A 16,333-nucleotide genomic window follows, 5' to 3' on the forward strand; every position below is an offset into this window, starting at 1 on the left:
GAGTTACACGATGAAAATGCTTATTTTCCCGCTGGGATGTCTGCTTGTTATCCTGTCCTCTTATTTTCTAGGGCTTACTCCCCATCTCGCATTAATGATATGTGCTGGTGTGTTACTTGTAGCAAGTATATATGGGGAGAAACGTTATCCTGCATTGCGTAACATCCATTGGATTTTTCTCGGCATTTTCCATTATTTCAGTGAACTGAACTGGTGCGAATTGTTATATTATCTGCTGATCATGTCGATGATCCAAAATAAACAACGTGTTGCGCAGACTTTACCCATATCGATGCTGCTATTGCTGGAATATACAGTGATTCGGCTTTCCTATGTACCGATGGATACATATGCTTTGCTGGTATCCCTGTTTGACATGTTAACGGCGATTGTCATTATATTTTTTTATCATACACTGATTAACAGCGAGGCAGAGAAGCGCAGGCTTCGGGAGAAAAATCACTTTCTCACCCTCCATGACCCGCTCACCGGGTTGCTGAATTACGAAGGTTACATAGATGCTCTTAATAAAACGGTGGAGGAGCACAGATCCTTTCTACTGATTATCCTGAATATTCAGAATTTTAACGGGTTTGACAAAGAGGTCGAAGACAACTGGTGCAGCGTAATCGGAAATACAGGCGAAATTATTACGACACAGTTTTCGGATGCATACGGTATATCCCGCTATGCAGGAGATCGCTATGCCGTCATTTTGCCTGTTATACAAGACATTGAAGAACGCATGTCGTCACTGCTGTCAGGGGAGTTGCGGGGATTGCAGGTGAACTACAGTATTTCCTTATATCCGGGAATGTCTGAGACGTTGCAGCACTTTATTACGGTGGCGGAGGACAGGTTATTCCAACAGCAACGCAATAAATGGTTGAAAAACGAAGAGGAGGTCTTCCGTTCCGAAAGACTCCGAGCCGTTGGTGAACTGGCGGCTGGCATGGCTCACGAAATTCGTAACCCGCTGACTGCCATTCGCGGATTCCTGCAGCTCTCACGCGGACAGGCATTCAATATTGCACCATGGTATGAAGTCATCATGGGGGAGATCACGCGGGTAACAGAGCTAACGGCTGAGTTTTTACAATTTTCCAAACCACACACAAATCACATGAAACCTGAACGAGTGGGGCAATGTCTCGAACGTGTCATGTCGTTAACCGAGTCAGATGCAGCATCACGAGGCCACCGAATTACACTTGAAATGACTGGGGAGCCAGTCGTTGTTAACATGGATCGGGACAAAATTGTACAGGTTCTAATCAACCTGATCCGTAATGCTTTTGAAGCGATGGAAGACCCTGGTGAAGTGCATATTGATCTGTTACATGATGGAGATAGAGCACTTATTTCGATTACCGACACGGGCAGCGGCATTCCAGAGAACTCTCTGGCAACGATCTTTAATCCGTTCTATACGACCAAGGAAGAAGGTACAGGACTTGGACTGGCACTCTGTCAGAAAATTGCTCAGGATCATCATGGCAAAATTACTGTTCATAGTGAAATGGGGATTGGCTCTACATTTACCCTTCATTTACCTATGGGGGCATAATTCCAACTAACAAAAACGCTGAACTGATCCCGTCAAGTAGACAGTTAAGAAAATAAAAAATGGCTCGTTTAGAAACCTTAGCTCGGATAACGTGCTAAGGTTTCTTGTTATGCTGCTCTTCGGTGACGCTTTTTTTCAGCGTACTTGCGGATCATTTTATTCTCAGCTACATATCCGTGTGAATTTGCCGAGCCTCCAAATATCGACAACATCAGCTAATCATAATCGATATAATACATGTAAATAGGATTCGGATGAAGAATTATGTCAAAGGAGGCGAGGCTGTTTGCTGAGTTACACGATAAACAGGGTGGGCTGTTGCATTATTTCAGTAAAATAATATTCAATTAAAATGGAGGAGATGCAATGTACCAAAAAACGATTCGTAATCGTTTTACATTAGACGGCATTGCTATACATAGTGGGAAATTGTCAAATATAACTCTGCATTCTGCACAACCAAACACAGGTATTATTTTTAGAAGAGTGGATGTAGATCCATATGAAATTATTGAAGCTAAAATCGGTAATGTATCCAATACGGAACGCTGCACACAGCTTAAAAACATGCATGGATACACCGTATCTATGGTTGAACATACACTGTCTGCTGTTCGTGGGATGGGCATCGATAACGTGATTATTGATGTTAATGGTGAAGAATTACCTATTTTTGATGGCAGCTGTACCGATATTGCAGTCAAGATTTCAGAAGTTGGCTATCTGCAGCAAGAAGTCAAAAAAACGTACCTTCATTTACAACAAAAAATTAGAGTTGAGCACGGTAATTCTTTTCTTGAAGCTCATCCCTCCTCTATGACATCCTATTGCGTGTGTTTTAAAAATGAACATAAAATTGCCTACCTCTCGGATCAAACATCCAATTTTAATTTTATAGAAAACAATTACTTAACTGATATTGCGCCAGCTAGGACATTTTGTTTTGAAGAAGAAATAATGTACTTAAAAAGCAAAGGTTTAATACAAGGTGCTTCTTTAGAGCATGGCATAGTTATTGGTGAAAAGAAAATTTATCCCAATTTACGTTTTCATGATGAATTGTCTCGTCACAAGCTGCTGGATCTTATTGGCGATTTAGCTTTGAATCCTCCTTTTCATGCAAGAATCATAGGATCAGGAACGTCTCATTATTTGAACACTCTTTTTGCACAAGAATTATTAAATAATCTAATCTAAATACAAAGGAGGCCGCCATATCATGCCATGTAATTTAAATGAAATTTCTGAACAGTTAAATGGGATTCTAATAGGTGATGGCAATGTCGTTATAACAGGCGTAGGTTCAATTAATGCTGCTAAAGAGGGAGAAATTGCTTTTGTAACGGATAAAAATCTAAATAAATTAGATCAATGTAATGCTTCAGCTTTCATTGTGCCAGAAACGACAATAATAGAATTTAAAGTACCTGTTATTAAGGTGAAAAATCCCAGACTCGATTTTATTCGCTTAATTGAAATGTTTAGTGAGAAAACCAAAAGCAGTGGTGTAGTATCATCAGAAGCAATTGAGCCTTCGGTAACATTAGGCTACAATGTGCAGATCGACGAATTCGCGGTAATCAAAGAAGATGTGTCTATTGGGGATCATACTATTATTTCCGCGCATTCATTTATTGGAAAAAACGTGACCATTGGAACGAATTGCTTGATCCACCCTAATGTTACTGTTCTACATGATACTTTCATCGGAGATAATGTCATCATTCACTCAGGCGCAGTGATTGGCGCTGACGGCTTTGGTTTTGAATGGGATGGTCAAAAACAAGTGAAAATACCACATATCGGAAATGTCATTGTTTTTGATGATGTTGAAATTGGTGCAAACACCACTATTGATCGCGGAACGATTGATTCAACAAGCATTGGTAAAGGAACTAAAATGGACAACCTTATTCAAATTGGCCATAATGTTCAAATTGGTGAGCACTGCATTATCGCAGGTACAAGTGCAATTGGGGGCTCATCAAAAATTGGTAATCGCGTCATATTGGCTGGTGGAAGTGCGGTAATTAATAATATCACCATTGGAGACGGCTGCGTAGTTTTAGCTAAAACCATGGTTACTAAAAACATGCCCGAGAACTCAATGGTGTCAGGATATACAGCTCGTTCACATAAGAGACAACTACGAGAATCCGCTGCACTTTCCAGACTCCCCCAAACGATAAAAAAACTAAATGAAAAACTTGATGAACTTTCCAAAACAAAGGAAGGTGCTAAATGATACATCAGTCAGCTATTATTCATCCTACAGCAGTAATTGGGGACAATGTCGAAGTGGGACCTTTCAGTATCATTGAAGAAAATTCTAAAATAGGTAGCGGGTGTAGGATTGGAAGTCACGTTATTATAGGGACTAACACGATATTGGGGGAGAATAACTACATTTCACATGGTGCCATTATCGGTTCAGATCCACAAGATAAAAGTTACCAGGGCGAAGAATCGTATCTCATTATTGGAGATAATAATACCGTGAGAGAGTATGCCACCATATGTAAAGGCACATCAAAAGGAGATTGTTTCACGAGAGTAGGAAGTAACAACTTTATTATGAATTATGCTCATATCGCACATGATGTATTGATGGGAGATCACAACGTCATCGTTAATAATGTGCAAATTGGCGGACATGTTAACATTGAAGACCATATCACTTTTGGTTGTGGTTCTGGTGTACACCAATCATGTAACATCGGAAGGTTTGCAATGATTGGAGCGGGGAGTAAAGTTTCACAAGATATCGTTCCATATTCTTTAGCAGATGGTCCGCGTTCGTACATACATGGTATTAATATCGTTGGTCTAAGAAGAAATGGATTCTCAAATGAAGAAATAAGCACGATAAAAAAGATTAATACCATTTTATTTCGCCAAAAGCTAACTCTCGATCAATCTATTGAAGAAATAAACAACCTACCTCCTTCTGAATTTAAAGAACACACATTAAATTTTCTAAATAAAACTACACGCGGAATTGTACGAATGAAGCGTTAAAATGGAAACGCCGCAAAGGTCCGGAATAAAACGGAACCTCATGCGGCGTTTTAGTTTGTGGTTCTGTGTTTTTAACCAGTCAATCAACACGAACCCAAATCAAGTAAGCTGTCCCTGATGCAACTGATAGTAGAAACCTTGCTGTTGTATCAGCTCATCATGGCTGCCTCGTTCGGCGATCTTGCCGTCATCAATGACGAGAATCTGATCGGCTTCACGAATCGTGCTTAACCTATGGGCAATGACGAAGCTGGTACGATCCTTCATCAAAGTGCGCATCGCTTCCTGAATCTGCATTTCGGTGCGTGTATCAATGCTGCTCGTGGCTTCATCCAGAATAAGAATGGCAGGATCAGCGAGAATGGCACGAGCAATGGTTAACAGTTGTCGCTGTCCCTGACTCAGATTGCTGCCACCGGAAATGATCGGGGTATCGTAACCCTGCGATAATTTGCGGATGAAGGAGTGGGCATTTGCCAACTTCGCTGCTTGCTGGATCTGTTCGTCCGTTGCATCGGGTTTGCCGTAGGCAATATTGTCACGGATGGTGCCGGAGAACAAATAGGCATCCTGTAACACAATGCCAAGTTCGCGCCTTAGCTGGTCCTTCTCCAGTTCGGAGATGTCACAGCCATCAATGGTAATTCGTCCACCCGTAATCTCGTAAAAACGAGGCAGCAGGTTAATGATCGTTGTTTTACCCGCTCCCGTCGGGCCGACGAGTGCAACCATCTCGCCTTTCTTGGCGGTGAAGCTGACCTTTTTCAGAATGTCCCTCTCGGAGTTATACCCAAAGGATACATCCTCAAATACAACGTTACCCTGAATCTGCTCCAGTTGTTTCTTCTGTTCTTCCACGTATTCACTTGGTGTATCGATAATGTGGAATACACGCTCGGCACCTGCAATAGCTGCCTGAATCAGATTGTACTGGTTCGCCAAATCATTGATGGGCCGCTCAATCTGGCGGGAGTAAGCCAGGAAACTTACAATCAGCCCGATGGACGTCAGATCATGATAAGCCATCCATCCACCTACGGCTGACAGTATGGCAAAGCCGATATTGTTCATGACATTCATCGTTGGCCCGACCAGACCCGATACGCTTTGAGCCTGGGTACTGGAAGTGCGAAGCTTTTCGTTCAAATTTTGAAAATGTTTTTGTGCCTGCTCCTGACGGTTATAGGCTGCAACCACCTTTTGTCCGGCAATGGTTTCCTGGGCGTAGCCATTAAGCTCACCTAGCAACTTTTGCTGGGCGGTAAAATGTTTGCGGGTTCTTGAAGCGATCAGCCGAGTGGCGATCGTAATCAGGGGAACCGTGACCAGACTGAGCAGTGTCAGACGGACATCCAGCGCTAACATAATCGACAGGGAGCCAACCAGCAAGATGGCGCTGGACATCAGTTGGGTTACACTTTGGTTCAGCGTTGTGGACACGTTATCGATATCATTGGTAGCCCGGCTCATCAGATCACCGCTCTGATTTTTGTCAAAAAAGCTGATCGGCAGCTGCTGCAGCCGTGAAAACAGAGCATGGCGCAAATCCTTCACAGTCAGTTGAGAGACACCGATCATGACATAGGATTGAGCCCACATCATAAACGAACCGAGAACGTATACGGTCAATAATAACATGCAGTCTTTCAGTAGACCGTCCGTCATTTTGGGAACGATATGTTCGTTGACCGCACGGCCGAGCAGATAAGGTCCTGCCAGATTAAGTAATGTTCCAAGAGCCGTCAATACCAGAGCAGCGATAACCCCTTTGCGATGACGTCCCATGTATGACCACACTCGAATGATGGCGTGCCGGGCGTTCTTGGCTCTTACTTTGGGAACCGGACCTCGGCCGGGTGGCCCAGGTCTTCCGATCATCGGTGGGACAACGGTCTGATGAATGGAGGAAGAAGCGTTTTTAGCCAAATTGAACATCCTCCTTCCGTAGCTGCGAATAATAGATGGATTGGTAATGTGACGAATGGGCCATGAGATGTTCATGTGTACCACTTGCCACGATCTCTCCTTCATCAAGCACGTAAATACAGTCTGCATCCTTTACAGAAGAGATCCGTTGTGCAATCAAGAAGGTCGTACTATTTTTCATTAGTGAATGCAGCGCCTTCTGAATGCTTGCTTCGGTACGCAGATCAACGGCACTGGTGCTGTCGTCCAGAATCAAAACCTCCGGTTGCATGAGCAGGGCACGGGCAATAGAAATCCGTTGTTTCTGCCCACCTGAGAGATTGACCCCGCGCTGGCCCAACTCCGTGTCATATCCATCTTTCAGATTCATAATAAAATCATCAGCAGCCGCCGCTTGAGCTGCGGCACGTAGTTCAGCTTCCGTTGCATCAGGTCTGCCGAAGCAGATATTATCCCGGATGCTGCCACTGAACAGGATGGATTCCTGTAATACGATGGACACACGGCTGCGAAGATCCTGAAGATCCCAGTTACGCACGTTCACTCCATTCACGAGCACTTCACCCTGTGAGGCATCATACAAGCGGGGGATCAGCTGTACAAGTGAGGTTTTGCCTGATCCTGTAGAGCCGAGTAAGGCCACTTTTTCTCCCGGCCGAGCCGTCAGTGTAATTCCGGAGAGGGTATGTTCTCCATCATAGCGGAAATAGACATCCCTGAATTCCACCTGACCTGCTCCTTTACGAGACATATCATCTCCCGATTGAATATCAGGCTGGGTGTGAAGCACCTCATTGATGCGTGTTGCAGATACTTTGGCGCGGGAGAAGCTCATCATCATCATGCCGATTGAAGTGAGCGACGAGAGGACAACCGTTACGTAGTTGATAAAAGCAATCAAGTCCCCGGCGGCAATATCGCCTCCTACTACCTGAAAGCCCCCAAACCACAGCACCGCTACAATGGTTGCATTCAGCATCAGGCTTAGTACCGGTGCATTCAGCGATACGATGCGCCAGGCTTTGACTGCCGTATGGGTATAATCTTCATTGGCTTGCTGGAAACGCTTCTTCTCCTGATGTGCGCGTGCAAAAGCTTTGACGACACGAATGCCGGCCAGATTCTCCTGAAGAACCGCGTTCACCTTGTCGAGTTTGTTCTGAACGCTGGCGAAAAGTGGATAGGAGGCAGATATCAGGATATATAAGATGATAAACAGAATCGGCACGGACAAAATGAGAATGAGCGCCAGTTTGACACTGATCGTAAACGCCATAATAATACTGCCGATAATCAGCATCGGCGAACGGATAAACATACGCAGAAGCATCTGTACAAAGGTCTGCATCTGGGTGATATCACTCGTCAGGCGAGTAATAAGCGAGCCTTCCTGGAAGGTATCCAGATTACGGAACGAGAACTTCTGAATATGATCAAACAATTCCTGGCGCAGATCGGTTCCGTATCCAACAGCCGCTTTGCTTGAAAACAGCGTACAGCCTGCACCGCCAACCCATCCGATTAACGCAAAAAGAAGCATAAACAAACCTGTAGTCATAATGTGGGACAGGTTCCCTGCAAGAACACCATCATCCACAATGCTGGACATTAGCTTGGGTTGAAGTAGGTCCATGGCAACCTCAAGGACCATGAGCAATGGAGCCAGAATGGCCGCTGACTTATACGGGGTAAGAAATCGTTTTAACGTCCACAATGGGGAAAATCACCTCATTCGTTATGAAATAATCTTGTTGCAAATAGTCATACAGACAGAAACATCTCACTTAATATTCTCGCAGATTCTGAACCATGCGTTGGGCGAGCGCCGACATCAGCTGCGATTCCTCCGGTGTAAAATCTTTCTGGGCTTGGCGATCTAGCTCCTGGAATACTTCTCTCAGTTCCTTAAGCGCATCACGGCCCTGGTCGGTCAGATAGACACGCAGGCTGCGCAGATCCTTCGGGTCGGCTTCACGCCGTATAAATCCCGAGCTTTCCATACGTTTCAGCATTACCGTTACCGTAGCAGGGGCGCGGTGAAGCTGTTCGGCCAGATGTTTCTGGGTCTGACCATCTTCCCGTTCAAGCTGGAATAGCAGCGGCGGTTGACCCGGATATAACTCAGGGTGGTTGACAAGCTTCTCATGAACCTTGTAACGCTGTAGCTTGACGAGTTCTGATAATTGGCCCATTAACCGTTCATTTCGATCTGATTTCATAAGCGCTTCCATCCTTTTAATTAGTCGACTAACTAAATGATAAGTTTCATTTGACATATCGTCAAGTAAAGTTGTTATTTTATTTTTGACTAAAAGAATGATTGGTGTCTTCCATATTTTTTAACATCAAAACCAATTGAAAAGGATAGGGCAACGGAGTATTAATCCGCGAACCTATCCTTTTTGTGAGTATTCTACATATGGAACAAAGGTTACATGGGGGTGGAAGGTGAAGTGTCTTTAGCGGCAGGTGAGATGGACAACTTACGCCATATCCACTCCACCGGACCTTGACGAAATCTGCGCAGCCAGAGGTGGGAGAAGATCATTAATATTACACAGATGCTGGCCCACATTAGCAAAATGAACAGGGAGGAAGGCTGTCCACCGAGTCCAAGACCCCATCCATAGAAGAGGGCGGAGGCGATGATATTCTGCAAAATATAGCAGCTCAGAGCCATCTTGCCGATTTCGCCAAAACGGTTAAAGAGGCGGGGGAATATATTTTTTTTCATCATATAAGCAATCAGTCCCAAGTAACCAAGAGTAAGCACGGGAGCGCTAATATAACGGACGAACAGGTCCATAATACCCCCAGGAACCAGTAGAAGTAGGTTAAGAGGAATGCCTGCGGCAAGTCCCACAATCATTAAGTTGCGACGTTTGAGGCGCCCCGAATCATGATCTGAGAATATTTGAGCCCGCATAAGCAGCGCTCCCAGCAGGAAGAGGAACACATTGAGTGGAATGATGGCAATGGATTCTGTGCGGAAGAAACCGAAGTTGCTAAGACGGAACATCACTTGCTCCCACCAGGTGCCCGAGGCGTATAGACCCGTGATCGTGTCCATGCCATTGAAGGCTGAACCGGATTCCAGCGCCAATAATGCCGTAATTCCGGTAATCCCAATCAGATGCACGCCACCTGCGATGCCCATCATGATCAGAATGAAACGACGGGAGCGATTAATGATGAAGGAGACAATCATGCCTGTAATGGCATAACTCATCAGAACATCGTATTCCATGACCAACGTGTAATGCAGCAGACCATCAATCAGCAAAAGAACGCATGTCCAGATGTAGACACCAGGCCAAGTATAGCCTTCACGCTGGGCTTTTTGCCGCTTCATCTCCATGCCCGCCCCGAAGAGTAGCGTGAGCAGTCCGAGAAATTTGCCATTGACCAGCACCATCATCATCGTTTGCAGCAGTTTGTCCCATGAACTCCACCACGGCTCAAGCGGATCACTAAACATTTTGTTCAGATCACCTAAGTATGCAAACAGCCAGATGTTTGTCCCCAATGTTCCGATAATGGCAAAACCTCTGAGAATATCCAATAATGCGATTCGTTTCATTGCCTCACCTTTTCTAACACAAGTGTTTTAAAATAAAATAACACATTTGTATTAAATAAAACAACTGATTTATTCCTAATTGGAAATATTGACCTAGGTCAAAAAGATATGTTAGATTGTTATTAACTAATTGTTAATAACAAAATGTTAATAACAGAATGGGGTCTTTCGAAATGACACATAAGGGTAATTCTGATCAAAATCCATTAGCGCATCAGAATCACGTGAATATAAGTGAACAACAGTTTCTAGAAACCTATGACGCGGGCGATTACGATCGCCCTTCCGTAACGGTGGATATGTTGGTATTTACAATACGAAGTGAGACGCAGGAGAACTATCGCAAGCTTGCGGAACCTGAGCTCCAGTTGCTGCTGATCCGTCGTGGCGGTCATCCCTATATGGGGCAGTGGGCGCTTCCGGGTGGGTTTGTCTCCATGCAGGAATCGTTGGAAGATGCCGCTAGGCGGGAACTGTTCACCGAAACCGGACTGGATGATATTTATCTGGAGCAGCTGTATACCTGGGGAGATGTGCATCGTGATCCGCGTACGCGTGTAATCAGCTGCTCCTACATGGCGCTGGTTGACAGCAGCGAACTGCAACTTCAGGCTGGCGACGATGCCAGCGAAGCAGACTGGTTCCGAATGGAGCAGCGGCTTCTGGAGGAGAAACGCCATATTCATGAGCGTGGACGTGTGACGGAGCGCAGGGTGCAGTTGATTTTGACGAATGGAACAGAGGAATTGTCGGCTGTCATTGAGACGAAGGAAACATTGGAAGGCAGAGTGCGCAGCCGCAATATTACCGTGAATGAGGTTCAAGGAATTGCTTTTGATCATGCAAAGATCATTTACTATGCGCTGGAACGTCTGCGGGCGAAGGTGGAGTATACGGATATAGCTTTTAATCTGATGCCGGAGACGTTCACGCTCACCGCTCTTCAGAAAGTATATGAGACCATCAGTGGCAAAAAACTGCTGGCTGCCGCCTTCCGGCGCAAAATCGCCGATTGGGTCATCGAAACGGGGGAGTATACAGGGAATGCCGGACATCGCCCCTCTCGTTTATACAGACTGAACCCGGAAAGACTGGCCCCATAAAGTTTGGAGGGATTATCGATGGAGAAGTTTACATTTTTCTGGCGCACAGCGTCTCCGTTCTCACAGTGGCACCCGGCGGATTTTACCGTGAATGGCGTTCATTACACGAGTGCAGAGCAATATATGATGCACCAGAAAGCACTGCTGTTCGGCGATCAGATTATTGTAGATAAGATCCTGAAAGCAAGCTCCGCTTCCGTACAAAAAAAGCTGGGCAGACAGGTCGCAGGGTTCGACCAGACGGTATGGGAAGCGGAGTGCAAACGCATTGTCTATGAGGGCAACGAAGCCAAATTCACCCAAAACGAACAACTGCTGACCACACTGCTCGCCACCCGCGGCACGACCCTGGTGGAAGCAAGCCCGGATGACCGCATCTGGGGTGTTGGATTGGCGGAAGAAGACCCGCGCATCCGTAATAGAAAAACGTGGCGGGGAACCAACTGGCTGGGTGAGATTCTCACCCGTCTTAGAGAAAATATAGGAAGTGATGAAGATGAACGATCAACTTTATAAGAACAATATACAGAACAACAATCGCAGTAAAACAACAGACTTCCATAGCACAAATCAACGTTCCAAACGATCCCGTATCGCCCATCAGACGCTGGCTATTCTGGAAGAAGGAGAATACGTGAACGAGTATGATCGCAGAGTTCAGATCGGTATGGATTTACAGCGAGCGATCCGGGATTCGATATTATATCGTCCAACGGAGCTTATCGCTCTTCGAGAAAAGAGAGCTAAAGAAATGGTTCAGATGCAACCTGCCACCGAAGCTTCGGACGTTCGCATCGAGGTTACGGGCGAGACCACACTCGCAGCCGCTTCACGTCTTTCTGTGGATGAAGGAAGGGAAGATGTCGTTTGCCTGAACTTTGCATCAGCGAAAAACCCCGGCGGCGGCTTCCTGGGAGGCAGCCAGGCACAGGAGGAAAGCTTGGCTCGTGCTACAGGCCTGTACCCATGTATCGCCCAAATGAGCGAAATGTATGATTACAATCGCAAGCAGCGATCTTGTATGTACTCGGATTACATGATCTATTCGCCTGCTGTCCCGGTGATTCGCGATGACGAGGATCGGCTGCTGGGCAAATATTATCTGACGTCATTCATCACAGCGCCTGCTGTAAATGCAGGAGTGGTGAGAGATCGGGAGGATGCCGATGAGCAGCAGATTGAGTCCGTCATGAAAGGGCGTATTCGCTATATTCTGGACGTGGCCGCGCTGCATGGACATCAAACCATTGTACTAGGTGCATATGGCTGCGGGGTATTCAGGAATGATCCGGCGGACGTAGCGAAGTATTTCCATGATGTATTGGTAGAGGAGAAATTTAGGCATTCCTTTGAACGAATCGTATTTGCTGTATTGGACCGGTCAGCAGGACAGAAAACGTTCAAGGCATTTGAGAAGCGTTTGGCTGGTATGTGAATTGGAGAAGTTTGAAAAGTGAAAAGTTGTAAGGGAGAGGGTAGGTATGAAATTTCGCGAGATACAGCAGGATTTGTTTGCTATGGATGAGAGTTACACGCTTGCACACTGTATTTCCGCAGATGCCCGGATGGGTGCAGGCATTGCTGTGCAGTTTCGGCAGCGATTTGGATTGGAGGTTCTCCAGGAGCAGGCGCAGCAGGAGCCGCTTGAGATCGGACAATGTTATCCGGTAGGACGGACGCTGAATTTGGTCACCAAGGCCAAGTTTTCGAACAAACCGACCTATCAGTCGTTTACTCGTGCCGTGGAATCCATGCGTGACATATGCGTTAGAGAGGGGCTCAACAAACTGGCGATGCCGCAAATCGGCTGCGGGCTGGACAGGTTGAAGTGGGATAAGGTGAAGGGCATTATTCAGAATGCTTTTGCCGAAACGGATGTGGAGATCGTCGTTTGTACCTTGTGATTAGGCCATGCCGACGGACTTTTATCTAGAGGGATACCGATTTGGATAATAAAAAAACCTCTGCTTTGAGTGGATGAAGAGAGCATGTTCGCTGACTCTGTTTCGATCTACAAAGAGAGGTTTTTTGGTGTTTTTTTATATGTTGTGCATAAGGAACATTTTATTTCTTAGAAAACATTTCTTTGGCTTCATCCATGGCCATTTTATTGCCGATTGAAGAATAGTCCAGCCAAGGTTGAGCACCGATCGGGTAGACATGACCTGCTTTGACAGCCTTCAGTCCTTGCCAGATCGGATTGTTTTGCAGTTCTTTGAACATGCTCTGAGCTTCATCATCCGAGTTCACAACTACGAAGATCGCATCGGCATCAAAGTCCGGCAGCACTTCACGGGAAATAACTTGATACGGTTTGGACGAATCGAAATCCTTAATGCCTTTAGCTGGAGTTAACCCCAGATCTTCGTACAAAATCGGGCCCATTGGACGGCGTGTACTGAATACACGCAGTTCTTTGGCAGTAACACGGATCGCCATTACAGTGCCGTCACCGATTGTATCGTGGATCAGGGATTTCACTTCTTCCGTTTCAGCTGCATAATCCTGAATGTATTGTTCGGCTTCTTTCTCGCGGTTGACCAGTTTACCAATGTCCTTCAGGTGGTCGCGCCAAGTGCCATCATCCAGATTGAAGACGTGTACAGGGGCGATTTTCTCGAATTTGGCAATATCATCACCGGAGAATTCCTCGTCGAGATAGATGACATCCGGTTTCAGGGCAAGTAAGGCTTCCATGTCCGGGTCCTTAACGGGACCAAGCGGCGTTGTATTTTGAAGACGGTCAGCAACATGGGACAGGAAGGCTTTGGCTTCCCCGCCGATCACCGAACCAACCGGGGTAATGCCGAGAGACAGCAGGTCATTGGTCAGATGGATCGACATGGATGCGATGCGTTGTTCTCCAGAAGCGGAATGGGTGTCCTGTGCAGCGTTCGAAGTGTCCTTCGTAGAACCTTCCGACGCAGAGGATGAATTATTGGCGTTCCCGCAGGCTGCGAGTACAAGCACCAGACAGATGCTCATGAAGAGCATAAGGTTTTTCTTTAACATGGGTAATCTCAATCTCCTTGAACATCTCATGGATGTCGTTTTTATGTTGGGTGTACCGGTAAAATTATTCATTCGGATTGTTCCGATAAAGCAATTACTTGGTTCGTACCAGCAGGTATAAAAAGTAAGGTGCGCCGATCGCCGCGACCACGACGCCTGCCGGAATGGAATTGGGCTGAAAGATCGTTCGCCCGACTGTATCGGCTGCAACCAGGATCACCATGCCGATGAGTCCGGCGGCTGGGATCAGATGGCGATGCATCGGGCCAACCAGTCTGCGGGCCAGATGCGGCGCCGCCAGACCAATGAATCCGATCCCGCCAGCCATGGACACACTGACGGCAGATAATGCTACCGTGCACAATAGCAAAATAACACGTTGGGATCTGACGGGTGTACCAATACTGGTCGCGGCAGCATCTCCCAGATTGAAGGCATCCAGCGTTTTGGAGCGGCTCCATATGTACGAGATGCACAGCACAATCCATGGAAGCAGCGCCTGAACATGAACCCAGTCTCTGCCCCAGACGCTGCCTGCCAGCCAGCGGGCGGCGAAGGAATAGGTGTCTTCATCCAAACGCAGGGACAGATAGAGCGTCAGGGCATGGAAACCGGCTGCTACGGCAATGCCCACCAGAATAAGCTTAATGGGGGATACTCCGTTATGTCGGTCATAGGATAGCAGCATAATAATCAACGCCGCGGCGACACTCCCTGCAAAAGCAAACAACGGAATCAGCAAGGCAACTGAGCCATTCATGGAATGGGAGAAGCTTACGAATACCATCAATCCAAAAGCCGCTCCTGCATGCAAGCCGAGGATGCCCGGATCGGCCAATGGATTGCGTGTAATGCCTTGCAGTGCCGCACCAGCCACACCGAGTCCCGCTCCGGCGAGTACAGTAACCAGAATGCGTGGCAGTCGATAGTCGAACAATACAATCTGATCATCCGGCGTGCCATAACCAAGCAGGGTGTGAAGCACGGCTATTGGTGACAGGCGAATTGTTCCCGAGTTGAGGCTGATCACGATAACGGCACAGGCGATGCAGAGCAGCGCAACGCTGACCGCTATGGAACGTTTGCCCCGTGAGGGTGTATTGGTGTTCATCGCTATAGGGCCCTCCTTTCTTTACGGGCCAGATAGAGGAAGAAGGGTACACCGACAAAGGCGACCATAATGCCTACTGCCAGTTCCTGAGGCGGGTTCACAATGCGTGATCCCAGATCGGCGAGCACGAGCAGGACGGCTCCGAGCAGGGAGGACATCGGAATGATGAGTCGATAATCCACGCCAACCAATTTGCGGGAAATATGTGGAATGACCAGTCCAACAAAGCCGATCGAGCCTACAGCGGAAACGGATACGCCAGCCAGCACAACAACCGCCGTCAAGGCAAACAGCCTGGTCCAGCGGAGGTTGATTCCGAGATTAATCGCAACTTCTTCTCCTAGCGACATGAGAGATATCCGACGGGCCATAGGCAAAGTGAGTACCAGAGTAACGAGCAGAACAGGCAGAATCAGCTTCAGATGCCGCCATTCAATTCCCCCGAACCCACCCGCATACCAGAAGGCCAAATCCTGGCTCAAGTCAAAATAGATGGCGACACCGGTGCTGAGCGAACTCAGCATGGCTGCAATAACGGCCCCCGCAACAGTAAGCCTGATGGAGGTCAGACCTCCGGGGGCCGCCATACCCAGCAGGAAAATGAGCAGCGTGCCAAGCACAGCCCCTGCAAATGACAGGAACATAATCCAGCCATAAGGCAATCCCGGCCAGAAGGCGAAGCTGAGCGCCACGACAAAGGTAGCGCCTGCATTGATCCCCAGAATGCCGGTGTCTGCCAGCGGATTTCGTGTGATTCCCTGCATGAGCGCTCCGGCCACAGCAAAGGCGGCACCAATCACAGCAGCAGCAATGACTCGTGGCAGCCGTAGCTCGTGAATAATCTGATGCGGCGTCAAAGCCGGATTGTACTGAAATATGGCAGTCCATACGGTCTCCAGTGTTAGCCCCTTGGCACCAAGAGAAATGGCGACAAACACAGTAAGCAGCAGTGCGGCAATGGCCGCCAAAAACATCAGGCCAACCGACACTGCGGATTTTCTTGGTTTGGACGGACG

At 47.0% G+C, this 16,333-nt stretch carries 15 protein-coding genes; 8 read left to right on the top strand and 7 right to left on the bottom strand.

All coding sequences use genetic code 11. From position 1 onward, the window contains the following. Positions 1 to 10 precede the first annotated feature (10 nt). From MKY42_RS05820 to lpxA, 4 genes are all read left to right on the top strand, one after another. Positions 11 to 1,567, top strand: coding sequence for an ATP-binding protein (locus MKY42_RS05820; protein WP_244192667.1), 1,557 nt, complete (start codon positions 11 to 13; stop codon positions 1,565 to 1,567). Between the two features lie 366 nt (positions 1,568 to 1,933). Beyond that, on the top strand, positions 1,934 to 2,764 hold the full coding sequence (gene lpxC / locus MKY42_RS05825) for a UDP-3-O-acyl-N-acetylglucosamine deacetylase (protein ID WP_339849542.1): 831 nt from the start codon (positions 1,934 to 1,936) through the stop codon (positions 2,762 to 2,764). 22 nt (positions 2,765 to 2,786) lie between these two features. Then, positions 2,787 to 3,812, top strand: a complete 1,026-nt coding sequence (gene lpxD, locus MKY42_RS05830; protein ID WP_339849544.1) for a UDP-3-O-(3-hydroxymyristoyl)glucosamine N-acyltransferase — start codon at positions 2,787 to 2,789, stop codon at positions 3,810 to 3,812. Further along, positions 3,809 to 4,585 carry an acyl-ACP--UDP-N-acetylglucosamine O-acyltransferase gene (lpxA, locus tag MKY42_RS05835; RefSeq protein WP_339849546.1) on the top strand — a complete coding sequence of 259 codons (777 nt, stop codon included), beginning with the start codon at positions 3,809 to 3,811 and terminating at the stop codon, positions 4,583 to 4,585. Before lpxD ends, lpxA begins: the two co-directional genes overlap by 4 nt. Before the next feature lie 99 nt (positions 4,586 to 4,684). Here the strand turns inward: lpxA and MKY42_RS05840 are convergent, their stop codons facing one another. The 4 genes from MKY42_RS05840 to MKY42_RS05855 all read right to left on the bottom strand — a co-directional run bounded on the left by MKY42_RS05840 (position 4,685) and on the right by MKY42_RS05855 (position 10,091). After that, entirely contained in the window at positions 4,685 to 6,520 is a 1,836-nt protein-coding gene (locus MKY42_RS05840) for an ABC transporter ATP-binding protein (RefSeq protein WP_339852742.1), read from the bottom strand. Then, positions 6,504 to 8,225 (bottom strand): ABC transporter ATP-binding protein, encoded by a 1,722-nt coding sequence (locus MKY42_RS05845; protein WP_179265647.1) that lies wholly within the window; start codon positions 8,223 to 8,225, stop codon positions 6,504 to 6,506. Before MKY42_RS05845 ends, MKY42_RS05840 begins: the two co-directional genes overlap by 17 nt. 70 nt (positions 8,226 to 8,295) lie before the next feature. Further along, positions 8,296 to 8,730: a MarR family transcriptional regulator gene (locus MKY42_RS05850; protein WP_177185623.1), complete on the bottom strand. Its 435-nt coding sequence runs from the start codon at positions 8,728 to 8,730 to the stop codon at positions 8,296 to 8,298. A 212-nt stretch (positions 8,731 to 8,942) separates the two neighbouring features. Then, positions 8,943 to 10,091 (bottom strand): DUF418 domain-containing protein, encoded by a 1,149-nt coding sequence (locus MKY42_RS05855; protein ID WP_179265646.1) that lies wholly within the window; start codon positions 10,089 to 10,091, stop codon positions 8,943 to 8,945. A 173-nt stretch (positions 10,092 to 10,264) separates the two neighbouring features. On the opposite strand from MKY42_RS05855, the gene MKY42_RS05860 reads away from it, so the two are divergent. The 4 genes from MKY42_RS05860 to MKY42_RS05875 are packed head-to-tail and all read left to right on the top strand — an operon-like array spanning position 10,265 to position 13,098. Then, entirely contained in the window at positions 10,265 to 11,194 is a 930-nt protein-coding gene (locus MKY42_RS05860) for an NUDIX domain-containing protein (RefSeq protein ID WP_179265645.1), read from the top strand. Positions 11,195 to 11,212: 18 nt separating this feature from the next. Further along, positions 11,213 to 11,710, top strand: coding sequence for an NADAR family protein (locus MKY42_RS05865; RefSeq protein ID WP_339849554.1), 498 nt, complete (start codon positions 11,213 to 11,215; stop codon positions 11,708 to 11,710). Continuing rightward, positions 11,691 to 12,629, top strand: a complete 939-nt coding sequence (locus tag MKY42_RS05870; protein WP_339849557.1) for a TIGR02452 family protein — start codon at positions 11,691 to 11,693, stop codon at positions 12,627 to 12,629. Before MKY42_RS05865 ends, MKY42_RS05870 begins: the two co-directional genes overlap by 20 nt. 46 nt (positions 12,630 to 12,675) lie before the next feature. Continuing rightward, a complete protein-coding gene (locus tag MKY42_RS05875) occupies positions 12,676 to 13,098 on the top strand; it encodes a macro domain-containing protein (protein WP_339849560.1) in 423 nt (140 codons plus the stop codon). 160 nt (positions 13,099 to 13,258) lie between these two features. Here the strand turns inward: MKY42_RS05875 and MKY42_RS05880 are convergent, their stop codons facing one another. The 3 genes from MKY42_RS05880 to MKY42_RS05890 form a co-directional block, all read right to left on the bottom strand. Continuing rightward, complete coding sequence (locus tag MKY42_RS05880) at positions 13,259 to 14,206, bottom strand: iron-hydroxamate ABC transporter substrate-binding protein (protein ID WP_339849563.1); 948 nt, start codon at positions 14,204 to 14,206, stop codon at positions 13,259 to 13,261. 94 nt (positions 14,207 to 14,300) lie between these two features. After that, complete coding sequence (locus MKY42_RS05885; RefSeq protein WP_090893927.1) at positions 14,301 to 15,317, bottom strand: iron ABC transporter permease; 1,017 nt, start codon at positions 15,315 to 15,317, stop codon at positions 14,301 to 14,303. A gap of 2 nt (positions 15,318 to 15,319) precedes the next feature. Further along, positions 15,320 to 16,291 carry an iron ABC transporter permease gene (locus MKY42_RS05890; protein WP_339852745.1) on the bottom strand — a complete coding sequence of 324 codons (972 nt, stop codon included), beginning with the start codon at positions 16,289 to 16,291 and terminating at the stop codon, positions 15,320 to 15,322. Positions 16,292 to 16,333 lie beyond the last annotated feature (42 nt).

Origin of the sequence: Paenibacillus sp. FSL W7-1088, assembly GCF_037969855.1 — a bacterium.
Lineage (GTDB): Bacteria > Bacillota > Bacilli > Paenibacillales > Paenibacillaceae > Paenibacillus.